The following is a 23,380-nucleotide window of genomic DNA, read 5'->3' on the forward strand; positions in this document are numbered from 1 at the left end:
TAACGTTAGCTAGCCAATAAGCGTTAAGCAGTTTTAGCTTGCGAATAAGGAGTAGGCGATTGGAAGTAAAAGATTGGAATACCCCGTTTAGTGAGGGGACGATATATATCGTTGATTTATCATGGAACGGGAAGCACTTTTCAGTGAAGTATCCAGATGGTAGCGGCTACGAGCTTGAAGGAAGTAAGCGACATAGTGATTACCAATTGATTATAAGTGTCTTCCATGAAGAGTCTGAAAGTTTATACGATGTCATGTTTGAGGCAGTAAGTGGATTTCGTTTATTAGATGAAGGTGGCTTGCTAGAGCTTTGGGCTCAAGGAACTAAGTTCCCCAACAGTGCGCTTATTAAAGGACATTTATGGAGTCAAGAAAGTCCGCTGACGTTTATTTCTGGCTTTGAAGATGAATGGTCTCATTTGATAGCAACCTCCGACGAGTGCGCAGAAATCGTTTCTGATCAGCATCCGGAAATCAGATTTATCGAGAAAATTAGCAAACGAGAGTTGGATAGTTAACACAAAAGCGAACCCGAGGACTCGCTTTTGGAGGTTAACAAGCAGGTGACTTTCTCAGTTCACCTTACTGAGTTGGGTTAATTGTCACCGGTTCAAAGCTTGCAGTTGCGTTACCGCCAGCTCCAGGGCGATCAATGTAGCTAGTGTCCTGCATCAGGGTATAGTAGGTATCGACGTAGTCATCATCGTTAGTCAGCAAACCATCAGGGATGACATCAATAATCTTACCTGTAATTTGGGCAATGATAGCGTAGCCCTGAACCTCTGGGTCCGGGATCATTTTCAATATCTCTTCTGCTGCCTGAACCAGTAACTTGGCTAACTCTTTGTAGTCGGTGCCGTCATCCTGCTCCATCAGAATCATATCGACTGCACCCCAGCGGTAACGAGGCCATAAGATAATCGTCTGTCCAGGGTAGTAATCTTGTCCGTCATAATCCAGATAAGGCATCTCAACTAAATCGATTTGAGGTTCGTCACGACTCGGATCAACACCAGTAATGATGGCGTAGATTTCCGCTTTACCTGAGATCCACGGTTCCTGATCGTCGTTGAGACGGATCTTAGTTAATTGGGTCGTGCTTAGAGGTTCAACATTGGATGACATGGCTGAGCGACGAACACGCTGCGGCTTGGCTTTAACCTTTGGCTCATCCGTTGTTAACTGGGTAGCTTGTCCCAGACGCTGCATTTCTGCCTGCATCGCTTGTAGACCTGCACGTAGTTCTTCAGCCCCGTTACTGTCTACGACGAGTACAGGTACATCGGGCATTTTGTACACATCAAGCTGATGAAGCTGGCCATAGACATCGTAAGCCTCGATGTATTGCCAGTTTGAATCGTCACCTGCAGGTTCAAAAGCGAAGAGTGGACTTTCACCTTGTTTCCATTGCTCTACCATAGAGGCATCGGCAATACGTAGCTCAATTAGAGCGTCGCTAAAGTCTTCAAGCCCTTTGATTGAGCGGTACTCCTGGTCGGCTGCGCGTAGCTGACGACTAAACTTGGAATAAGGTTGCGCGGATTGTATCTCCTTAACAGATGCAGAAAGGTCTTGTTCAGTAATCTGCTTTTTCAGGCTTGATTCTAAGCTCTGGTAGCGTTCACTAAACTTAAGCGCTAGCTGCTGTTTTTGTTGTGCGATCAGATCTGCCTTCGCGGTACTGTCGAGAGACTCTAGATCGATAGAGGTTGCATTGGCCTGGAAGCCAACCACTGCCGTTGCAAGCATTAAGCTGATAGATAAGGTCGGTCGCATAAAATGCTCCTTATTGTAATATTTATTATTAGTAGAGTTTTTACTCTTACCTAAACCAACCTATCAGCTTCATTGATGAGTGAAAGAAAAATGATTAATTCTTGAGCGGATTTTTTGCTCAAGATCACGATATGGCGTGAATAATCGAAGTTTTGTCTAAATTAGTCATTCGAATTTAATGGTTGCTATTGAGTGTTTAGTAAAATATTCAGCTGATAAATTGATCGTAACAAGAGAATAGTGGCGGTTTTCTCTAATGTTAGGCGATTTTATCAACTTGCTTTTGGGGTAACTAATCACCAAATAACTAAAAATTATCGAAAAAATCACTGCGAAATGCTTCGACCTGTTGCTGATAGTATTCTTGCCATTGAGCGTCATTCATTCCCGCGTAAATCGTGGTTCGCTGACTACTTAACGTTGACTTAAGCCGTGATAGTTGAGTCTGATAATCGGACACTTGTTTTGCCTGACTTTCCACTTGCTGTTGTCTGGCTAGAATGCTGGTAGCTTGGGATGGCGTTAGGTAGATGGACGACAGTTGTTCAACCACTTGCTCTCTTTGCGTTGGTGTATAGTGAGAAGAGATCAAGCTAACCGCTTTTTCAAACTTTGCGATGTCATTATTGAATCCTAAGGCCTCTTGACTGTCCTGCCATCGCTCAGTTAACTGCTGGAATTGAGTCACATAGTCACCTGCATCCGAGGATGTTAGTGTCTGAGCGTCTAATGAAAAGTCGTACAGGGCATACTCATCCGCAAGTATACTGCTCGCTTGTTGACCCCAGAGTATTTGTGCCTGATGTTTGAACTCTGAAACTCTCTCGTTCAAGGTTGCAAACTGGCCGAGCTCCAGAGAGCCTAGCACCTGTTGCCATTGCTGGAGGAGCTGCGGGTAGTTCGCCACTAAATCGTAATATGACTCAGATAGTGAGGCTTGCAACTCAGCAAGTTGGTGCGCGCAGTTTTGCTCGTTGTGACAATTACGCCAAAACAATTCGAGTTGCTGTTGCAGCACACGTCCCCGCAATGTTGTCAGTTGTCGAGCCATGTCGGTTGTTGCTGGCGGTTGGCTTGTGTTCGAGGAATGATCTTTAGACTCAGGGCCTTTCTCCGACTCCGAACCAACAGCAGGCGACATTGGCTGTTGCTGAGCTTGTGCTAGGGGAGGAGAGGGGGCGATCTTCAACCACAGCAAAATGCCCGCCACAATGGCGAGCATAGTGATAAATAAAAAGCGTGGCATTATTCAATCACCGCCGTAACAGGAAAGTGATCAGAGAGATTATAGTGTTTCCATAAACGCTCACCGGTTGAGCGCGGAACATCGACGCGATTGTCGTTCGACGACTTAATCTGATACTCGTTACTTACCATTACATAGTCGAGGTACTCGACATTCTCACCACCGGACATTGCTTCTCCGGCAAAGTCGTTGATCCTCGGATCAAACGTTGACTCAGTGTAGCCGGAGTAGTCAGGTTCAATCGCGCTTAAGTTAGTAATCATCTGTTGATAATCACCAGGGAACTTACGCTTATTAACGTTGAAATCACCGCTATAAACCACGGTTTCATTTTGTGAAATATTGAGAGAGAGGGCTAGTTGACGCATTTGCTTAAACTGGCGCTGGCGATAATCGCGCGCAGTATCGGTATCATAAGAAGCAGTATGCGTGGCGAAAATATGGTACGCCTTACCACCCTTAATAATTTCTGCATAGTTGACGCCTTTATCGGCGAAACAATCCGTCCCTGTACAGTCAGGGAACACGTATTGCGCCTGATTAACGATAGGGTAACGGCTTACAATCATTACACCGCCGTCGTGGATATTGAATCCATCTTTATCGAGCATTTTAGTTTGGTAAGGATACTCTTTTGCTAACTCACGTAAGAAAGAATCGCGTCCGCTGGCAAAAACCTCTTGAAGGGCGAGTACGTCATAACCTTTTACATACTCAGGAATAAGCTGGTAACGGTCTTCAATGTGAGAAGCGATCGCAGTAAGTGCCCAGATGTTGTATGTCATCATCTTGAGTGTATTTGGGTCTGACTCGAGGGATTCATCAATTTTGTCAGGTGTAATGGTGTAGTAGAGGTCATCGTAGCGAGCAGTACTCATCGACTTAAATGCTAGCTCAGCTTCTCTTTCACCAAAGGCATGGCTCGCGTAACGATGAATCTCACGGTCATCTTGCAATGAGACAGGTACGTCCGCTGCCGACACGCCATACTCAATGGTTGAATTATACCAGTGGCCTTTCATCACTTGCTCAAGGGTTACACTTTCACCGCGTGAATTCGAGACTACAGTGTTGAAACGATACGTCTCGCCAGACTTAACACCTTCCCACCGATTAAAGCTCGTCACTTGTTTCGTTTCCCAGGGACCGAGAGTGTCGGTGTGCTGCTGCCATTCTTCACCATAGGTTAGTAAATCGCTGCCCTCATGACTTACCTGGATCGTCAAAGGTTCGCTTGAGTTGTTGGTGAGGTAAACATCAGTGTCGGCATAAGCGGCAGCCGAGATCAGAGAAGCCAAGACGAAAGAGCACTGCTTTAAATTCATTTTATTCTTCCTTGTAGTAATTGAATGGATGAATTTAGAGCATATGCTTTACATTAATGTTATGAATGTATGACAGTATAAAACCTGCCAACTTTGATTCTAAAACGTGACTTGCTAATCGTTTCGATGGGGCAGTTATGGTGTCTGTCCCGATAATGACTGTCTGCAAACATGGCCTGTGGCTTAAGAGAGATTACTCATATTAGTTGGCCAATTGGTCTCTTCTCCTGATAACGAAAGTGGATCCAATACTTTGTCAGGTTTGGCGTACTGCAGTCGATAGAGTCGCTGAGTGACGTGGTAGCTGTCCTGTCCACTGATAGTCACCAAGTCAATTGACTCGATATCAAGGTACCCGTCAGGCTTGATGATCTCTTTGGGGAGATGCACTTGTTCAACCTGACCCACTACCAATATGGTGTTGTTGGCCTCAATGATGTGATGTTCTTTAAGGCTTAGCGCTATTTTGATATTACTTTCAAGAACAAATGGTGCAGGGAAACCATTCTCATATTGTGGCGTCAACCCAACTGCATCAAACTCACTTTTTCCCTTTGGATATCGAGCCGAGGTTTGATGTGCGAGTGGAGCAAAGTCTGCGTCAACCGAATTTAAGCTAAAAAAGCCAGTTTGGAAGATATTCTCTAAAGTATGCCGTTGAACTGAGTTGGGGCGACTGATGAAGCTGAGCAAAGGTGGGTTAGATCCGATGTGCGTTACGGAGCTTACAATAGCTAGGTTGGGTTGCCCTTGCTTATCAATACTTCCTACAAGATTGGCGCTCTTGAATCCACTTAAGCTGTTAATCAATCTAGCGCGATAGCGGCTTTCCATTTGAGCAATCTGTTTGGCATTGAGAATGTGATGTTGCATTAAAGTTCCTTTCATAAATAGAAAAGGGCAAAGCTGAACCTTACCCTTATCGGCCCACATGGAGAATGCTACTATTTAGGAATAATGACCTGATCGATCACGTGAATGACACCGTTGCTGGCGATAACATCTGCTGCTGCAACGTTCGCATTGTCGACCATTACTTTTCCATCAATCACTTTAATCATCACGTCCTGACCTTGAACTGTCGTCGCCCTGTCTAACTTGACCACGTCGGCTGCCATAACTTTCCCAGAAACGACGTGATAGGTGAGCACTGCAACTAACTTGTCTTTGTTCTCTGGCAACAATAGTGCTTCAACCGTACCTTTTGGTAGCTTGGCAAACGCCTCATCGGTAGGTGCAAATACGGTGAATGGGCCATCTCCCTTCAAAGTATCAACTAAGTCAGCTGCTTGTACGGCCGCAACTAGAGTATTGAATGACCCGTTTTCTACCGCGATATCAACGATGTCTTCCTGCATACCTTTGTTGTATGCCTGCGCAGGTAGAATAAATGTGAAGAGAGCGATTAAAGCAGCCGCGAGTGAAATTGTATATTTAAACATGTGTCTATCCTTAACGTGAGGAGCCAAGCCCCTGTTAGCTGTTGTCTTGCATCGCTAACCTGTTACGCAAGGAAAATAACATTAGATCATATCAATATCACACCCACTCAATAAAAGAGTGGGCTTGATAATCTTGTCTGTCCCCTGATTAATGTGAGGGAGTTATCGGCAACTGATGTTTGGCGTGTCATTCAGAAACCAAGATATCCACCTTCTTTTTGAATTCAGGATGAAGGCCTCATCAGGACGAATCCCACTAGTAATCACTCCATCGGCGCCCTTATCGTTCTCATTGGTAGTGAATAGCCAATCTTCACTGTTCACCCGCTCACCCTGAATTAGAGCCTCATTGAGGCGCTGGCTTAAAATTTTGATCGTCAGACCGTTAGTTTCACTGATACCTATGTCAGACTTACCAATACTGCCAACAGCGACCGGCAATTTAACAATGCATTGCTGTTCATCTTGGCGACGATATGTATAACTGGCTTCTCCGACACGGCCATTTAGCCATAGGAGCTGTCCTTGAGTCATTTTTTCGACTGTTAAGATACCAAAGTCACTTGCCGTGGCAGCAGCTAGTCCGCCACCGTATATCGAGGCAATGAAAAACAGAGATAACGGCAGGTACGTTATTTTCTTCATGGATAAGCCTCCTCACAACGATGGGCTTTGGTTGGCTGTACTAACAGGTAGACCAACCAAAATGGTCCGATTGTAGGTAATAAAAAGACCAGTCCCCAATAGCCGGACTTATTGATGTCGTGCAATCTTCGAACAGTGACAGAAAGCGTAGGAATCAAACTCAAAACGCTATAAATGGTATCAAGCCAAATTCCCGTGTTCGTTTCGATATCGATCGCGATACATCCAATGCTCACCAATGTATGTACCATCATAAACACCCAGAACTCTTGGCGTGATGAGCAACCGGAAAAATCGAAGCTACGCGTCCAGGCTAGCAAATAGAACTTCATAACGTTCACCTCAGTTAGGAATTGATGGCTGAATTATGTAATGAAGTAGGCGAAGTAACGTCTCAAAACTGGTTCTAGGTCGTCCTAAAACGAGTTTTTGTCTATGCTGAAGTTTTAATTATATTTCATTGAGTTATCCTTAATTCAGCCCATTCTATGTACCCAAATACCAATTTAGGACCTGTTATGCTTTCTATTCCCATACCATTTGTAGTCTCCATACTATTGGGCGTGCTTGCGATAACACTCTATGTACGATTTTCTAACCAAGCTAAGGTAGCCAGCATTTTTTTGGGCTTATGTGCGTCAACGACTGCTATGGTTGGGTTACGCTGGACGTTTGAACTGAGCGTTTTCAATATTGCTCAACCTGTTCTTGCTTCGACAATTCCAGTTGCTGCTTGGTACGCATTTGTCCATGCGAATCGTAATGCGGGTTTGCTACCCTTAAAACATTTTGTGGCGCCATTGGTAGTGGTGATTAGTGCACTGACCCAACCTTGGTTAGCGCTTCCGTTGGATGAAATACTGACCTTAACTTATGTCTGCTACGGAATCGCTCTTATCCGGTTATCATCTCAGGAAACCGTACTGATTCATGTCTCGCTAGGGAGTTGGGAAGGTGTCAAGAAAGCGGAGAGTATCGCAGGATGGATGCTGATATTTTCGGCGTTGGTAGATACATTTATGTCGTTGGGTTTTGCATTCAATCAGGGTGAATGGTCTCTCTATATCCTTGCTGCGGCGCACCTAATTCTCCTACCAGTGCTATCGATAGCGGTAGTTGTCGCTGGCGTAAATACTCCCATTTCAAATGAGTCAAAGTCGGATGAAAGTGGCAGTACGAGTGAAATACCAGTCAGTCCTCCATCAATGACAAATGAAAGAGCACAAGAAATTACTGCACTGCTAGACAACAAGATTCGTCAAGACTCACTTTACCTCGATCCAGAACTGACCCTGTCCAAGCTGACAAGAAAGTTGGGTGTGCCGGCTAAGCAGATATCCATCGCGGTTAATCAAATCCATAAGCAGAATATCTCCAAGCTCGTGAATGAGTATCGCGTAGAGCATGCGAAACAGAGTCTAATATCGACACAAGATACAATTACTCAAATCTTTATGAATTCAGGTTTTCAGACCAAGTCTAACTTCAATCGTGAGTTTTCTCGGCTAACGGGGATGACACCAAGTGAGTATAGAAAGAGAGCTGTGAAGTAGATTCTATTGTGTAAGCCAGTCAGTTCCCTCCAGCATACTGTTCAACTTAGTTATGAGCAGGCAAATCAAAGTCGCCACAGTTATTTTAGTGCTGTTTGTTTTGGTGATTTATGGTGTCTGTCCCAATAAGATTTCCTGAGGTTGAGGTGTCTGTCCCGATAAGGGGGACGGCTCAAACAAATGACGAAGGAGCAAATATGGCTCCTTCGTCTTGCTGATAACGATTAATAAGCAGCAAACAGTTCCACTACACTACCGGCTTGTTGCGCGGATAACGTAAAGTGCACGTAACCTGCTTGCGCCACCTCGAACTCTATGTATTGATTAACTCCCTGATCTTGGGTTGAAAAGTCATATTGCTGTTTTGACGCCCATCCAGTTAAACCAACAAACAGACTTACAGGTGCTTGATCTGCTTGTAGCCCTTTCATCCAGACGCGAACGGTGCCAGGTTGATTAACATAAAGCCCGACATAGCGAGTTTGCTCAACTGCCAGTTCGGTTGCTTTACTAGGCTGAAGCACGATAGGTGTTCGCTCATCGTGTTGAACAACATGTTTGATCCTAGCGTGGGTTTTCACTTCAACCGCATTGAACGCTTCGCGAGCGGCCAGACTAAAGTAGTATCGACCCGGAGCAACTAACCCATTTGCCTGAGGTTTGAAGACAATGACTTCTTCACTGCCTTGTTGATAATCGGACGATTGGAAATCGTAGTAGTGTGCGACTTGCTGGTAGCTGGCATAAAGATCCGCATCACCGTCTCCGCTAATAGAGACCTGGAATTGTTCAACGCCGTCGGGTACATCAATGTAAAACAATTGCTCTTGATAGGCTCGGGCGGAAAAACGTTTGGTCTGATTAAGTGCAAGGCGTTCGATTGGTTCTGATTGTGGCGTATCAACGTCACCTGAATCCTTGTCATCACTGCCGGTTGACTGGGTGACACTTTCTAGCCAAGAGGCAAATTCCTGTTCTAGCGTTATGCCAAGCTGTTTCACTTCTCTTACCCAGTCATGGTAGTTACCGTTGCGAGCAAATGTTAGGAGACGCTCAACTTCCTCTGGATGCTTTTCAAACATGAAACGCACAGCCAAGTAGCCCCATCGGTAGATGCGGTCTGTATCGTGTTGGTAGGTTGTGGCGAATACGTCACTTAGTGAAAAATGGTGTGAGCCTATCAGCTCTAGCGCAGCATGATAGCCGTTCTGATAATGTGAATACTCGGCAAAACCTTCTAGCCACCACACCATATGACCCTGACTCAGGGTTTGATTAAACCCGCCATAGAGGTTAAAGCGGCCATCAAGATAGTGGACATACTCATGCTCTAAATTGAGGATGGCTAGTTCATCGTTGTCATATCGATAAGCTAAAAAGCGAGCAACATTGGTTTTGTCACTTGGATTACCTTCAAGGTATTGCCCACCATTGTCGGTGCTATTGCCGAACAAGAAATTAGAATAGGTGGTATAGGCGGTATTATCTTGCCAAACCACAACTTCAACCTGGCTGTTGTAGTCATCCGCTACAGGTATTCGCCCCGAGTTGACCAAAGTGTGGAACTCATTTTCCTTGGAGGTGAGAATGTCGCACGCCTCTTGAGCTTGTTGTGTGGTGAGGTTTTGCGAACGGATTACTGCTGCGTTTTGGCACTCAAATCGATGTGCTAACAAGCGCTGCTCGAGCTCTGTTTTATGCGCATCGATATTGAGCTCTCGCGAATTTTCTGGCGCATAATGGGCAATCATTTCCGCAGCGCCTATCCACAGTTTTTCTCCCTCTGAACCTATCGGATGACGCGATAGAATTCGCTCTAAAAATGGGATAACTTGTTGGTTTAATGAAGGGTTACGCCCAGCCAGTAAGCGTCCTGTTTCGCGCACCGCGTTATAGAGTAAGATATCTGCATCGGTGCCAAGAGCCCAGGTGTTGTTGTCAATAAAACGCTGAAGACGTCGTAAATAGTCAGGATTTTCCACCAAGGCGCTATAGAACTCGTCACGTACAACATGACCATTCATGGCACGAAACAGGTTGTTCAGGCCATCAACATATTGCAGGTTGTCGCTGTTGCCCTGATTAAATGACTCCAATAGGGTTAACATTGACTCCATCGCCAGTGGGAGTTGTTTAACGCTGTCGACCAAGATTGTCATTGAAGACATGGCACTTACCTGCTCGCGGCCTTGTAGAGTTGCATAACCTGAGCGGATAAACTGGTCTGATATTTGGGCTATCGAACGACTGAAAGCTTCCGAGAAGTAGCCGTGCTGGTCCTGTGTCGAGTAGCGGGCGTAGTAGGCCGCTTTAAGCAGTTCACTTAAGTTGGCGATGTTAATGGCTTGCTCGGGTTCACCACGGTAATCCGATACCGCTTGTGCGAGGGTTTGTACTAAAGGTGTTAATGACGCTTCACTATATAGTGTTAACCCAGCCTCTGCTGGTGCGTTGAACCAAGATACGTAGCATGATTGTTCAGCATTCGCGACCTCTGTTACCCAGTTAGTATTCTGAGTAAGATCTTGATACTCACACTGCTGTTCGGCTTGGGCCATTAGACTCGACCCACCTAGAATGACAGCTGTTGCTATTTTGCATACGGCTGAATGACGTTGTTTCATTATAACTGCCTGTTTTTATGAATAATTGCGGGCTGGTTATAACAAAAATCAATCTGATTACTTAAATATCATCAATCACGTAATAGACTTTGATTCAGAAAACTATTCATTCTTTTTCAGGCAATCGTTTGTGTTGAACATTTATTTAACAACTGGTTGCCCGATATTGTTTTTTAAGAGTGGAATCAATAAGTTTTCGCGTGTTAGCGATTTAGTCATGATCCAGTAAATCAAAATCGCATACATGGTGGTGGAAGTTACCGCACTCATTACAATCGTTTTTGTACTGTTTGTTTTGGATCGCCAGGTATACTTTTGAGTCAATGAACAGCTTCACTAAGTCTCCATTCAACTGGCCTTTCTCTGCCTCATTGAGCAGAATTTTGAAGGCAATTTCATTAGGCAGGGCGTTTTTGTAAGGTCTGTCAGAGGCGGTAAGCGCATCATAAATGTCACACACCGTCATAATTTGCGAAGCTAATGGAATCTGTTGACCAGTTAAGCCTCTCGGATAACCGCTTCCATCTATTTTTTCGTGATGTGCCCCCGCGATATGAGGAATGTCTTGCAGATCCTGTGTCCAGGGTATCTGCTTCAAGAAGGTTTCTGTATGGATAACATGAGAGCGTATTTCTTCCATCTCGCTTAATGTCAGGCTTCCTTTAGGAATCGATAAGGCCTGTAACTCGTCTTCAGTGATTAGTGGTGTCAGCACTCCGCTGTCGTCAACTGCATGATAAGAATCTTATTGGGACAGACACCTTAAGCAGGGCGTGACTATTGCTGAATAATGGGGAGGAAAACTGAGAGATACCACTCGTTAAATTAGGATAATCGTATTTTTATTTGGATAAATCTGACTTTGGGGTTGCCCTAAAGCTTAGGAATTAGATAAAAGTGTCAGTTAATTATAATGGATTACATGTTGTAACAATCTTTGCTTGGCTGTTGCGACTGGCTTGTGTAAAAAAGCAAACAAAGAAAATATAAAATTATAATTTGTATGGATATTTTAGCGTCGAACTATTTATTTTGGCGGAATTTCGGGGTGGTCGATTGTGCCCAAATGTAAGCAATGTGTGAGAGGCTGTTATGTTGTACCTATTTAACTTGGGCTGCGATTCATCTTACAAGCTGGTGCTAAACGGTAACCTATTGTATGGACTTGATGAAGAAAGTAAAACTATGGAGTTTTGCCTTAACGACAAAGAACGTTTTGTCCTTGAATATCTCGCCAAATACTCTTCTTATGACAAGCCTTCAGCTGCAAGGGACATTGAACTCGCTTATCAGGAGCAGTTCTCAGATGAATTTGGTCTGTATAGTCTTAAGAATACTATCGCGTCTATCCGCAAGAAGTATAAGTTAATCACTGATAGTTACGCCATAGATACTCCGACAGAGCTAATAACCAATGTTTTTAAGAAGGGTTATTACATTAATCTCGATGTCCTAGATAGCCTTGCCAAAAATAAGCAGCTTAACTTTGATATCAACAATTACAAATTGAATACTCCGGCAATGCTGAGTTTGTTCATTCAGATTTATCAGCGGAGCATTGCTTGTAAAGGTGCCAAAATGGCGGCGATATCAACGCTTTTGTTGGGCATATTGTACATGTTGCAAATCTCTCATATAGAGTCGATTCTGAAGAAATATAAAGGTAATACCAACTTTATAGCCCAAGAAATTATGGCTCACGGATGCGATGATATTCAGAACGTAGCGGTGTTTAGCCAGTCATTGAATCTTGACTCAGCCATCCTGATAACGGGCAATGATCGTTGCTTAATCGACAGGGAATCAGTGCGCTACCTTGATGATGACGTTGAGTTGCAACATTTGCTAGATCAACCCCAGTTTGTTTACACCCTGAGGGCCAATAGTCAGGGAACAGAGTTCTATGCGCGTATTTCCAGGCAATCGATAGAAAGCCGCTATGGCAATACTTTACTGCCGATTTTAGTTGATTCAATCCACATCAATACTGAACTAGGCAAACTGCTTTCGACGGGGGAGCCGGGTAACTTTAGAATTTATTCGCATGACTATCGAGCAGGGGCTGAGGTTGTTTATTACAGTGATGGCATCTTGTTTGAGTGGTTCGTGTTGCTCACATTGCTATCATTCGTCTTTTACATGAAGAGCATTATCCGGTTCTCTCACTTCGTTATCACCTGGGTCGGTTTGAGATATAAGCTGGAAGTGATAATGGACACGGATAAAAATCAACCGATCTATTATGAAATCTTAACCAGAGTTAAAACGGGCTCTCCACTTGATTATATAAACCATATTCGCCAATCCGGACTGGTGACTTTCCATACGATTTTAACTATTCGTGCGATTGAAGATGCTCAGCTCGATGGCGCGAGCAACAATTATGGGATTAACCTGTGCCCGATTACTTTGCAAGGGGACCAGTTTCCGCTTCTCGAACAATTCTTAAGCCGTTTAGAGGCGAACGAGGTGATACTGGAGATCACTGAAAACTCCAACTTGCCTTATTCACAAGAAATTATTGAACACATTTTGTGCCTTAAAGCGAAAGGTTTCATCATCGCCCTCGATGACTTCGGTACCGGCAACAATAATGTCGAAATGGTGAAAAAAGTGCATCCCAATTATCTGAAGATTGATAAAGAGTTTTTGCAGGGAGTGGAAGATGATAGTTCCGCAAAAGAAATTCTGATTAATATTTCAAACATTGGCTATGTCTCAGATTCAAAAGTCATACAAGAAGGTGTAGAGACCAGCTCACAAAAACACTTTCTTTCTAAGCTTGGATATACCTATCAGCAGGGGTTCTTGTATAGCGAGAAGTAGCAGATAAACAAAAGCGAGCCTGAGTCGCTCGCTTTTGTGCTGTCCTTATGTCGATAGACGAAGGATACCGCTAGCTACAGTGTTCATTCTCATCAATCATTCTGATTAATTTAGCTGGTGTACCACCGTAAAGTGAGTCTGGCGGCACGTCCTTATTAACGACTGAATTCGCTGCAATTACAGAACGCGCACCAATGGTTACTCCCTGGTTGATGACCACATTACCACCAATCCAAACATCGTCTTCGACGGTGATTGGCGCGCAGATGGTTTCCCATTCGCGTCGTCTGAGGTAGTCCATTGGGTGGCTAGCACAGTAAAACTGCGTGTTAGGTCCAATCAAGACATTATTACCAATGGTAATTCTGGCGCCATCTAGCATGGTGACGTTCATATTGATGAAGGTCTTGTCACCAATTGATATTGTCTTGCCGAACTCACAATAGAAAGGCGGTCTGATAACACTTGAAGTGGACATTCTTCCCATCAGTTTCTCAAACAGAGTAGTGCGTTGTTCGTCATCTACGCATTGATTGATGTTCTGTAATAGGGTCGAAGCATTTTGACGGATTTGGTTAATACAATCTGCGCCACCGTCAAACTCTTCGCCAGCAAGCATTTTTTCGAATTCAGTCATTTTGTCCCTCACCATATTTTTCATAGGTTTCTTAACGTTAGATGCTATCACTGGTAGCGAAATCAATTGCTAGAAATGGGTCAAATAATATAGCCTTAATTTAATGGACAGGAAGCCAATGACTAGAGTAGAACGTGAACTTAAGACAGCTTGAAATCTTCTACGCCGTGATGAAATGCGGCACCATATCTGGGGCAGCGAAACAACTTCACGTTTCTCAGCCTAATGTGACCAGAGTGCTTGCTCATACTGAACAGCAGCAAGGTTTCGCCTTGTTTGAACGGGTTAAGGGCCGTTTGATACCCACTCGCGAAGCGCACCTGTTACTGCCTGAAGCAGAGAAGATCTATCAGCAGCTTGGTCAGTTCAGGAACCTGACTAACAAAATCAAAGCAGGGGAGAAGCATCTGACCATAGGCGCGCCGCCTATTTTATCTGCGACCCTGCTGGCTCCCGTCATCGCTCAGATCTGCAAAAACAGTGACTATACCATTGAGGTATCTACCGGGAATCAGGATGAGCTGTGCGATGCTCTGCTCAAACATCAGCTTGATCTTGCGATCTGTTTTGGCAACGATGCGCCCAATGCTTTAGTACAGAAAACGCTGGTCACTGCAGAGATGACCGTTATTTTGCCGCACAATCATGAAGCTCCGGAGACGGTCAGTTTAAATGAATTATTGAGCAATCAATCGGGGTTAATTGCGCTGGATAACCGCGACCCGTTAGGTTTGCAGCTGCATCAGGCGATCCACACCTTAGCTCCTGACTATCACCCACAGGTCACAGTGCGAAACTACAGTGCGGCTGCAGAATTGGTGGCACAAGGTCTGGGGAGCGCAGTTGTCGACCCATGGACTGCAACTCAGTACCAACACCGAGTAAACAGCGCCAGACTCGATCCAGCAATTGATATTTCTGTGTCTCTTTTGTACGCAGAGCATTATCCGATGAGTATTGCAGCTAAATGGTTTGTCGGCCAGCTTGAACAAGGCCTATAACTCTTGGTTATAGGCAATCGACGAATGAGTATTCGAAAAGGGGGCTTTAAGTCTTTACCGTAGACGGCATCACTCCAGCAAAACAAGGACTTGCCATGTCTATCGCTCAACCATACCTACTTTTCTTAGGTGATGTTACCGACCCAATCTCAGCTAAAACGGCTCGAGGAATCGCACTATGGCGACCAGATCTCTGTATCGGTCAGCTACGCTTAACACCAGATGCGGTCTCGTTAGGTCTGAATGAACTTACTTTAGAGCAAGCGAAGCATCAGGGGGCAAAAAGTCTGGTGATTGGAACCGCTAATGCCGGCGGTGTCATCCCCGAAGCATGGAAAGGTACTTTGATTCAGGCGGCTAAGATGGGGTTCGAAATAGCATCAGGAATGCATTCTCGTCTGACAGAGATCCCAGAGCTTGCTCAGTTGCAACAGCAAAGTCGAACCAAGCTCCATGATGTACGCCATTATGATGAGTCGCTGAGTGTCGGCAATGGAATCGCTCGTCAGGGTAAACGTATTCTTACCGTAGGGACAGATTGCTCTGTTGGCAAAATGTTCACAGCACTTGCTCTGGAAAAAGCTCTGCAGGAAATTGAGGTCGACGCCCGTTTTAAAGCGACCGGACAAACCGGGATTTTAGTTGCAGGCGAGGGGATTTCGATTGATGCTGTGGTGGCGGATTTTATCTCCGGTGCAGTTGAAGCGATCAGTTCTGCTTTCGATGATCACGACTGGGATATTATTGAAGGTCAGGGCTCTCTGTTCAATCCCTCATTTGCTGGTGTCAGTCTTGGATTACTCCATGGTGCACAAGCGGATGCATTGGTTCTGTGTCACGAAGTAAACCGGCCTCATATTCGCCATCTTCCTCACTGCAAAATGCCTTCGATAACGGCGACCATCGAAGCAAACTTAGCCGCCGCACGTTTGACCAACCCCAAAGCTCAGCTGGCGGGTATTAGTCTGAATACTTCAGCGTTAGATGAACGTGAGGCAAAGAATCTGTGTGCCACCTGGCAAGAAGAGTTCAACGTGCCTGTGACTGACCCGGTTCGTTTTGGAATTGACGCAATTGCCGATCATCTTGTGACTCATTTTTAATGGTGGGCTATGACCATGGAGATTAATGTAAAGCCATATAGTATCGAACTCGCGACACCATTTGTCATTTCCCGAGGGGCAAGAACCCATTGCCATACGGTGAGAGTAACGATCGGTTATCTGGGGTATCAAGGCGTCGGAGAATGTACTCCTTATCTGAGATACAGCGAAAGTGTTGAGTCGGTTGTGACTCAGTTAGAAATGTGGCGAGGTGAGTTGGCGGAGCTCACTCCACAAGCAGCGAAACAACAACTGCAAAGTAAGCCTGCTGGAGCTGCGCGCAATGCGCTAGATTGTGCGTTATGGGACCTGATAGGGCAGCTTGAAGGTAAGGCATTCCCATCGCCATATTTCTCAATCAATGACGCGATTGAAACGGCTATGACAGTATCGATTGGGGAAGCGTCAGCGATGGCAGCGCAGGCAAAACAGTATGTAGGGCAAGGCGCAACACTTTTGAAAGTGAAGCTTAATGGTGAAAATGTTGTTGAAAGGGTGGCCGCAGTGCGCGATCGCGATGTCGCCCCCGATTGCAAAATTATCCTTGATGCGAATGAAGCGTGGCAGACGCTCGATTTAGCGCAATTGTTTCAACAACTGGCACCATACAATATCGCCATGATCGAGCAGCCACTTCCGAGCGGACAAGATCATTGCCTGGCGGACATTGTTCATCCCATTCCACTCTGCGCCGACGAAAGCTGCCACACCCGTGCAGAGCTGGCGGAGCTGAAAGGGCGCTACGAGATGATCAATATAAAGCTGGATAAAACTGGCGGCCTGACGGAGGCAATGTTGCTTGAGCAACAAGCGCGAGAAGCTGGTTTCAGCATTATGGTCGGCTGTATGCTTGGCACGTCACTTGCGATGAAAGCGGCGCTACCGATTGCCACCAGAGCCGAAATCGTCGATTTAGATGGGCCGGTATTACTTGGTAAAGATATCGATAACGGGCTGAAGTATCACTCCGGCAACCTCTATTTAAATTAAATAGCACACTGACAAGCGAGCAGAGTTAGCTCGTTTTGTCAGTAGAGCCTGCTTGTCAGCCAAGAGTTACCAACGTGAAGTTGCAAAATAGTCTGATAAATAATCTATCAAGGAGCGAACCGCAGGTCGCATATGTTTACGCGATGAGTAAAGTACATAAACGGTCATATCGTCGGGTTTCCAGTCGGGTAAAACCTGTTTTAGTTGTCCGTTTTTGAGGTACTGACTGACGAGATAAGTGGGTTGCATGGCGAGGCCCCCATGGCAAAGTGCTGCATTCAGCAAGGTTGTCGCTTCATTGGCCGTTAAACGGCAACTTACCTCTACCGATTGCTGTAAATTAGCTTTAGTCAGGTGCCAGACATGCTGCTGGAAGTTTTTGTATCCTAAACAGGCATGGTGAGTTAAATCACCCGGCGTTGAAATGGGTTCGCTATTGGCTAAATAGTGTGGTGAAGCAACGATAACCGACTCGCAGAGAGCGATAGGTTTACCTATCAAAGATGGGTCAGGCGTTGAAGCGATGCGAATCGCAATATCGATTTGGCTATCAGTCAGATCCGTAACCGAATCCTGTAAATCAACATCGATGCTAACCTTGGGATGGAGTGCCAAAAACTGTTGAATAACAGGCACTACTTGAGAGTATCCAAACGACATACTTGTCGCGAGCCTGATGGTTCCGGATAACTCACCGCCGGTGTTGGCTAAGTCACCTAAGCTTTCTGCTTGCTTAAGCCATAGCTTAACCTCTTCAAGACAATCTTCACCCGCAGTGGTTAACGAGACTTTGCGAGTGGTGCGATGGAGTAAACGAGCATTCAACCAACTTTCCATCGCTTCTATGTACCTGGTAACCATAGGGCGAGACATTTCTAGTCGGTCTGCGGTCGCAGTAAAACTACCTGATGTCGCGACATCAACAAACACTTTCGCTGCAGTTAGTCTGTCCATTTATTTGCTCGATTTATGAAATAATCATGTTCATTTTGGTGTGTTTTTCCGAACGCGTCAAATGCCTAGAATCCTCTCTGTACAGAAAAACATAACGGAGAAAGGTATGAAACGTTTAACTCTAATTGCAGCGTCAGTGTTGGTAGCAACAAGTGCGCAGGCGGCAGACAAAGTCCCTCTCACACTAGATGTGTACAACGCAGACAAAGGGAGCTTTCACGTAACCTCAACGTTGGTCATTGGCGAAACCGAAGTCATGGTTGTCGATACCGGCTTTACCAAAGCTGACGCACTACGTATCGCCGCGAAAGTTCTCGATAGTGGTAAAGAACTCACAACTATCTTTATTAGTCAGGCTGACCCGGATTATTACTTCGGTGCAGAAGTGCTCCATGAACTGTTCCCACAAGCACAGGTACTAAGCACAGAAGCGGTTAAGAGAACTATTGAGAAAAAACTTGCCGGTAAGTTAGCTTACTGGGGCCCTAAAATGGGCAGTAACGCGCCTGTGGAACCATACCTTCCTACAGCTATCGATGGTAATACGTTGACGGTCGATGGTCATAAAATCGAAGTGCGCGGTACAACTGGAGAGCTGGCTCATCGCCCTTATCTATGGATACCGTCTAACAAAGCAGTTTTGGGTAATGTTGCAGTCTATGGAAACTTACATTTATGGATGGCCGACGCGCAGTCTCAAGAGAGTCAGAAAGCTTGGGTGAAACAACTGGACGAGCTTAAGGCGCTCAATCCAGAAATTGTCGTACCAGGTCATATGCGTGGGGGAACTAAACTGGATGCGAGTACGATTCGTTATACGCAGCAGTATCTGGCGGATTTCCAACAAGCAACCAGAAGCAGTAATAACAGTGCGGAGCTGATCGATAGCATGTCTGCCAAATACCCCAATGCGCAACTGCCTATTGCGTTAAGTATTGGAGCTAAGGTTCATAAGGGAGAAATGGAATGGTAGCAGGGGACTGCTCGCGATAATTACCGAAGCAACTTGTGGTGAGATAGGTGAGTCTCACCACGTTTGGTTTTAACCGGCACTAGACCAAGGTTAGTCATGATATCCGCCAGTTAGTTGCTTTCGTTAGCTAGGTATTGTGGTGTGCTGTTTGCGATAACCCCGTCTCGCACTTCACTGATAACTGTCCAGATGCTTTGTACCAGATCAGGGTTTTGCCGCGCGAAATCATGGCTAAAAATCAGATAGTAATCCTTCGTCGATATTGGCGGAGCAACTTTTTCGATATTCGTCAGTCTGTTCTGGACGATATAGCTATTGGCAATATTACTTTGAATCGCAATCGCTGCCAGGCGCTTTTTGTTTAACATTTCAAACAGCTTTCCGGTACTTTCCATTTCAAGCGTGCTGATCTGTTTTGCTTTCAGTTTCCTGGTAACTGAAAAGCCGCCGTGAGCCCCAACAGGCATGTCACCTGTGGAATTAAGCTTATCGCCATCCCACTCTAAGGGGTGCTCTTTAAGCTTGTAAAAGGAGTAATCTAACGTCGCGATACGCAATGAACTATCGGCTTGTTGCGCTTTCATAGGATAGCTTGCATATTTGGCTCGTTCTTGGTTGTAAGAGAAAATAAACCCGCCATCTACCTGGCCTGCTCTGATTTGGTTGAGGACTCTTTTTCCCGGTAGTCGCACATATTCGATGTTAAGGTTTAGCAGCAGCGCTGCTTGCTCGATGACATCAATGGATAAGCCGGGTGGGGAAGCGACTGAGGTACCATTGCCCATCTGGAACGGAAAGGACTCGACGTCGGAATACGCGAGCGTGATAGTTTTTAAGCCGGAAGCAGATGAATTAATGGGGATTAGCAAGAAGACGAATATTAACAATAGGTAGCGCATATAGTCTTGCCTTAGATAAACCTTATCCATGTCAGTATAGAGTGTAGTACTAATTGATGAATATCTGTTGGATCAGAAAATCGAAGATTCCCCCCATTTTTCAATGGTCTAGTATCCACCTAAACACCTATAACGTATGCATTTTTTGCCAGAGAGCGCATTTTCATAGAGCCACAATTGACTATCGAGGACGCTAATGAGCACGAGCACACGCTTTGCAACAAATAATCTCTTAGTTGATAGAGGACAGAAGGTATAATCGCTCCATTCTTTAAGCCCAATAGGGCAGTGTTAGCTATCTCAAAGCAATGGATTCTTGATGAAACTACAAAAAATCGACAAGCAGTTGTACCGTTCACGTTTAAACATTGTCATTGTTGCCTGTATCGCTTTTCTAGCCTTATCTAGTCTGGCAGTCTCGCAGCTTCTGATTCACCTGTTACCTGATGAGTCAGGCTCTCACTTTCACTGGAACTTGTTGGGCGTCATTGTCAGCGCTATTGCTGTTGTTGCGACCTTAATCAAGTTGAAAGGCCATCCTAAGATGTATGAAGTGGCGTACGTTTGGGATCTTAAGCATGCGTTAAACCTGATATACCGTAAGAATAGAGCTCTGCAAGCTGCAGCCGAAGAGGGCAACGCAGATGCGATGCTTGCTCTCCAGTTCAGCTATGAGGGGAGCCGCCAACTATGGAAATTAGACGACAACACAATCACGATTAATACCTTAGAAGTCGCTCAGAGAAAGCTTGATGAACAGGCTGAAAAATATGGTGTGGAGTTGGATATTACTCATTACAACTCGGAGATTCTGAGGTCGTTTTAAGCGCTCAAGCCAATTATTGATCAACAGTTAGCGGTGTCACGCTACTCTTGAATCGATCTCCCCGGTTGCCTGTTTGTTGCTACACTCGAAGTAAAGAGTTCGCTTGTGTAGCACTCAATAATCTAACGCAATCATAGAGTTGGTTATGGATCCATTAACGCAGGGTTTGTTAGGCGCATCACTTCCACAAGCAGTGGGCAAAAAACAACATTTTGTTCTTGCCGGTGTTTTGGGGTTGCTGGCGGGAATGGCGCCGGATTTAGATGTATTAATTCAATCCGAGACAGATCCGCTGCTGTTTTTGGATTTTCATCGGCAGTTCACTCATTCACTGCTGTTTATCCCCATTGGCAGTTTTATTTGTGCTGTGGTCCTGCACTATTTATGGGCCAAAAAACGCGGACTCTGGTTTAAACAAACCTGGCTATATTGCGCGTTAGGCTATAGCACCCATGCTTTACTCGATGCCTGTACTTCATATGGTACTCAGTTACTGTGGCCGTTCTCCAACCAGAGATTTGCCTGGAGCACCATCTCGGTGATAGACCCCGTTTTTACCCTCTCATTATTGGTATTGCTTGTGTTTGGGCTATTGAAGCGGAACCCTTGGTATGCGCGCATAGCTTTGTTGTGGGTGGTAGTGTATCTCACGCTGGGGATGATACAGAGAGATAGAGCAGAAGCCGCTGGATTACAATTGGCACAACAAAGGCAGCATCAACCTTTGCAACTTGAGGCCAAGCCAAGCTTTGCCAATATTCTGTTGTGGAAAGTAGTTTATGAAACCGAGGGGAATTACTTCGTCGATGCGATAAGGTTAGGGCGCGAAGTCAAATTTTATCCGGGTCAATCAATTGCCAAACTCAATCTGGAAAGAGATTATCCGTGGCTCAAAGCGAGCTCACAGCAAGCACAGGATATCGAGCGTTTCCGTTGGTTTTCCGCCGGTTATATCGCTCAGGATCCAGATGACGCGCTACGTATTATCGATGTGCGCTATTCTATGGTACCCAACCAGCTTAATTCGCTTTGGAGCATTAAGTTGTCACCGTCAGCGAACGACGATAGCCATGTTGAATACGCAACTCATCGAGACAGTACGCCCGCGTCCAGAAAACGGTTTGTTGATATGCTTTTAGATCGATAGTGATTAAAAAGCGAGCCAACAGACTCGCTTTTAAGTCATACCTTCAGCTATTCAGTTTCGAAAAATGCAGGGTGATAAGTGACTTCGCCCTCAGCAATGTGGTTACTAAGTGCCAGAGACATAAAGTACTCCGCTGGTACACCTGTCAGCGTTAACTGTGGAAAGCACTCAAATCCAAAACGGCGATAGTATTCTGGCTCACCAAGTAACACTACACCTTGCGCATTTTGCTCTTTAAGCTGTGATAACCCCTGGCGAATGAGTGCACCACCGATGCCTTCCCCCTGACGTTCTGGCACTACAGATACCGGCCCTAAACCATAGCAACTAGTCAGTTCGCCATTGATTGCAACCGGAGAAAAGGCAATATGGCCAATGATGCCCGTTTCATCTTCACAGACTAGGGACAGTGATAGTGCCTCGGCCTGACGTAGCTTATTAACGATCAAATGTTCTGTTGGTTGCGCACCCGGAGCATGATGTGGGTGGTTCTCAAACGCTCGGTAAACAAGTTTTTCAATTTGTTCGATGTCTGAGTGTATTTCAGCTCTGATATTCATCTTTTACCTTTGGAATACTGATTATTGTTGTCACTGATGGGGCGAACTATAAACTGTAAAGTTATAGACAGGTCAATGGCTTTTTAAAACAATCAGTGACAACAAGGTATCAGAGCCGATAACGGTTTAACCCAGTAGTGCTCCGCCATCGACATCAACGACGGCACCTGTCATATACGTGTTTTCGATCAGCAAGATATACGCTGCTGCAATATCACTGGCTGTACCAACTTTTGCGACTGGCAGGGTTTTCTGAGTGCGTAGGTACATGGCATTTCTCTCTTCAGTTTTCATGCCCTGATACGCTTCAGTCTGAGTTAAGCCCGGGCTAACCGCATTTACACGAATAGGGGCAAGTTCTTTGGCCAGTACCTTGGTGGTCGCTTCAATGGCTGCATTGATCGCTGTTTTAACATAGGTGTTGGCGACGACCTTGCGTGATAGCATGCCAGAGGTTAGGGTGATAGAACCGCCTTTTTTGATGTAACGCGCACCGTGTTTAGCGGCAATGATAGCTCCCCAGAATTTAGTGTCGAAGGCGTATTTAGCCTGAGAGACTTCAACGTCGACCACTTTACCGGCGGGCGCATATGAGCCTGCGGTGATGACTAAATGATCGAACGGCCCTATGGTTTCAAAATAGTGGTACACCGATTGCTCATTGCTGATGTCCAGCCCGGTTTTTCTACTGGCAACGTGTACCACGCTATTGGCGTTATCGAGTTGTTTGGCAAGTGCGGCTCCTATACCGGAAGTACCACCTATTACGACATAAACGGTTTTGTCTGATTTCATACCTGCTCTCCAATTTTGTCTTGATGAAACCAGTATATTGCTTGGATAAACTTTGATA

23 protein-coding genes are annotated in these 23,380 nt (G+C 45.3%); 9 read left to right on the plus strand and 14 right to left on the minus strand.

The features are described from left to right. Positions 1-59 precede the first annotated feature (59 nt). A complete protein-coding gene (locus tag RH46_RS18920) occupies positions 60-518 on the plus strand; it encodes a hypothetical protein (RefSeq protein WP_006881134.1) in 459 nt (152 codons plus the stop codon). Between the two features lie 64 nt (positions 519-582). On the opposite strand, the gene RH46_RS18925 is transcribed toward RH46_RS18920, so the two are convergent. The 7 genes from RH46_RS18925 to RH46_RS18955 all read right to left on the minus strand — a co-directional run bounded on the left by RH46_RS18925 (position 583) and on the right by RH46_RS18955 (position 6,766). Then, positions 583-1,776 (minus strand): DUF3103 domain-containing protein, encoded by a 1,194-nt coding sequence (locus RH46_RS18925; RefSeq protein ID WP_006881135.1) that lies wholly within the window; start codon positions 1,774-1,776, stop codon positions 583-585. A 307-nt stretch (positions 1,777-2,083) separates the two neighbouring features. Next, complete coding sequence (locus RH46_RS18930) at positions 2,084-3,022, minus strand: hypothetical protein (RefSeq protein ID WP_006881136.1); 939 nt, start codon at positions 3,020-3,022, stop codon at positions 2,084-2,086. Further along, positions 3,022-4,347 carry a sphingomyelin phosphodiesterase gene (locus RH46_RS18935; RefSeq protein ID WP_006881137.1) on the minus strand — a complete coding sequence of 442 codons (1,326 nt, stop codon included), beginning with the start codon at positions 4,345-4,347 and terminating at the stop codon, positions 3,022-3,024. The genes RH46_RS18930 and RH46_RS18935 overlap by 1 nt, the downstream gene beginning before the upstream one ends. 183 nt (positions 4,348-4,530) lie before the next feature. Then, a complete protein-coding gene (locus tag RH46_RS18940) occupies positions 4,531-5,220 on the minus strand; it encodes a flavin reductase family protein (protein ID WP_040896245.1) in 690 nt (229 codons plus the stop codon). Positions 5,221-5,291: 71 nt separating this feature from the next. After that, positions 5,292-5,789, minus strand: a complete 498-nt coding sequence (locus tag RH46_RS18945; protein ID WP_006881139.1) for a fasciclin domain-containing protein — start codon at positions 5,787-5,789, stop codon at positions 5,292-5,294. Between the two features lie 162 nt (positions 5,790-5,951). Beyond that, positions 5,952-6,434 (minus strand): hypothetical protein, encoded by a 483-nt coding sequence (locus RH46_RS18950; protein WP_006881140.1) that lies wholly within the window; start codon positions 6,432-6,434, stop codon positions 5,952-5,954. Next, positions 6,431-6,766 (minus strand): DUF805 domain-containing protein, encoded by a 336-nt coding sequence (locus RH46_RS18955; protein WP_006881141.1) that lies wholly within the window; start codon positions 6,764-6,766, stop codon positions 6,431-6,433. Before RH46_RS18955 ends, RH46_RS18950 begins: the two co-directional genes overlap by 4 nt. 186 nt (positions 6,767-6,952) lie before the next feature. On the opposite strand from RH46_RS18955, the gene RH46_RS18960 reads away from it, so the two are divergent. Continuing rightward, complete coding sequence (locus tag RH46_RS18960; protein ID WP_006881142.1) at positions 6,953-7,987, plus strand: helix-turn-helix domain-containing protein; 1,035 nt, start codon at positions 6,953-6,955, stop codon at positions 7,985-7,987. A 224-nt stretch (positions 7,988-8,211) separates the two neighbouring features. Here RH46_RS18960 and RH46_RS18965 read toward each other — a convergent pair whose 3' ends face one another. Then, the gene (locus RH46_RS18965; RefSeq protein WP_006881143.1) at positions 8,212-10,545 is read right to left on the minus strand and encodes a M9 family metallopeptidase; all 2,334 of its coding nucleotides are present in this window, start codon (positions 10,543-10,545) and stop codon (positions 8,212-8,214) included. A 277-nt stretch (positions 10,546-10,822) separates the two neighbouring features. Further along, positions 10,823-11,326, minus strand: coding sequence for an HD-GYP domain-containing protein (locus tag RH46_RS22570; RefSeq protein ID WP_006881144.1), 504 nt, complete (start codon positions 11,324-11,326; stop codon positions 10,823-10,825). Between the two features lie 377 nt (positions 11,327-11,703). Between RH46_RS22570 and RH46_RS18975 the strand changes: the two genes are divergently transcribed. Next, positions 11,704-13,437 (plus strand): EAL domain-containing protein, encoded by a 1,734-nt coding sequence (locus RH46_RS18975; protein ID WP_006881145.1) that lies wholly within the window; start codon positions 11,704-11,706, stop codon positions 13,435-13,437. A gap of 70 nt (positions 13,438-13,507) precedes the next feature. Here RH46_RS18975 and RH46_RS18980 read toward each other — a convergent pair whose 3' ends face one another. Beyond that, positions 13,508-14,074, minus strand: coding sequence for a sugar O-acetyltransferase (locus RH46_RS18980; protein ID WP_006881146.1), 567 nt, complete (start codon positions 14,072-14,074; stop codon positions 13,508-13,510). A 134-nt stretch (positions 14,075-14,208) separates the two neighbouring features. Here RH46_RS18980 and RH46_RS18985 point away from each other — a divergent pair, with 134 nt between their 5' ends. From RH46_RS18985 to ycjG, 3 genes are all read left to right on the plus strand, one after another. Beyond that, entirely contained in the window at positions 14,209-15,075 is an 867-nt protein-coding gene (locus RH46_RS18985; protein WP_006881147.1) for a LysR family transcriptional regulator, read from the plus strand. Positions 15,076-15,170: 95 nt separating this feature from the next. Next, positions 15,171-16,178, plus strand: coding sequence for an N-acetyltransferase DgcN (gene dgcN, locus RH46_RS18990; RefSeq protein ID WP_006881148.1), 1,008 nt, complete (start codon positions 15,171-15,173; stop codon positions 16,176-16,178). Positions 16,179-16,193: 15 nt separating this feature from the next. After that, entirely contained in the window at positions 16,194-17,168 is a 975-nt protein-coding gene (gene ycjG / locus RH46_RS18995) for an L-Ala-D/L-Glu epimerase (protein ID WP_040896260.1), read from the plus strand. Positions 17,169-17,234: 66 nt separating this feature from the next. Here the strand turns inward: ycjG and RH46_RS19000 are convergent, their stop codons facing one another. Further along, positions 17,235-18,122 carry a LysR family transcriptional regulator gene (locus RH46_RS19000; RefSeq protein ID WP_006881150.1) on the minus strand — a complete coding sequence of 296 codons (888 nt, stop codon included), beginning with the start codon at positions 18,120-18,122 and terminating at the stop codon, positions 17,235-17,237. 106 nt (positions 18,123-18,228) lie between these two features. Here RH46_RS19000 and RH46_RS19005 point away from each other — a divergent pair, with 106 nt between their 5' ends. Beyond that, positions 18,229-19,095 (plus strand): MBL fold metallo-hydrolase, encoded by an 867-nt coding sequence (locus RH46_RS19005; protein ID WP_006881151.1) that lies wholly within the window; start codon positions 18,229-18,231, stop codon positions 19,093-19,095. A gap of 110 nt (positions 19,096-19,205) precedes the next feature. Here RH46_RS19005 and RH46_RS21935 read toward each other — a convergent pair whose 3' ends face one another. Beyond that, positions 19,206-19,994: a substrate-binding periplasmic protein gene (locus RH46_RS21935; RefSeq protein WP_006881152.1), complete on the minus strand. Its 789-nt coding sequence runs from the start codon at positions 19,992-19,994 to the stop codon at positions 19,206-19,208. Positions 19,995-20,313: 319 nt separating this feature from the next. On the opposite strand from RH46_RS21935, the gene RH46_RS19020 reads away from it, so the two are divergent. Both RH46_RS19020 and RH46_RS19025 read left to right on the plus strand, forming a co-directional pair. After that, on the plus strand, positions 20,314-20,820 hold the full coding sequence (locus tag RH46_RS19020) for a DUF3087 domain-containing protein (protein WP_006881153.1): 507 nt from the start codon (positions 20,314-20,316) through the stop codon (positions 20,818-20,820). Positions 20,821-20,965: 145 nt separating this feature from the next. Further along, positions 20,966-21,967: a metal-dependent hydrolase gene (locus RH46_RS19025; protein ID WP_006881154.1), complete on the plus strand. Its 1,002-nt coding sequence runs from the start codon at positions 20,966-20,968 to the stop codon at positions 21,965-21,967. A gap of 47 nt (positions 21,968-22,014) precedes the next feature. Here RH46_RS19025 and RH46_RS19030 read toward each other — a convergent pair whose 3' ends face one another. Beyond that, positions 22,015-22,527 (minus strand): GNAT family N-acetyltransferase, encoded by a 513-nt coding sequence (locus RH46_RS19030; RefSeq protein WP_006881155.1) that lies wholly within the window; start codon positions 22,525-22,527, stop codon positions 22,015-22,017. Between the two features lie 126 nt (positions 22,528-22,653). Continuing rightward, complete coding sequence (locus RH46_RS19035) at positions 22,654-23,322, minus strand: SDR family oxidoreductase (RefSeq protein ID WP_006881156.1); 669 nt, start codon at positions 23,320-23,322, stop codon at positions 22,654-22,656. Positions 23,323-23,380 lie beyond the last annotated feature (58 nt).

Origin of the sequence: Vibrio brasiliensis LMG 20546, assembly GCF_000189255.1 — a bacterium.
Taxonomy (GTDB): domain Bacteria; phylum Pseudomonadota; class Gammaproteobacteria; order Enterobacterales; family Vibrionaceae; genus Vibrio; species Vibrio brasiliensis.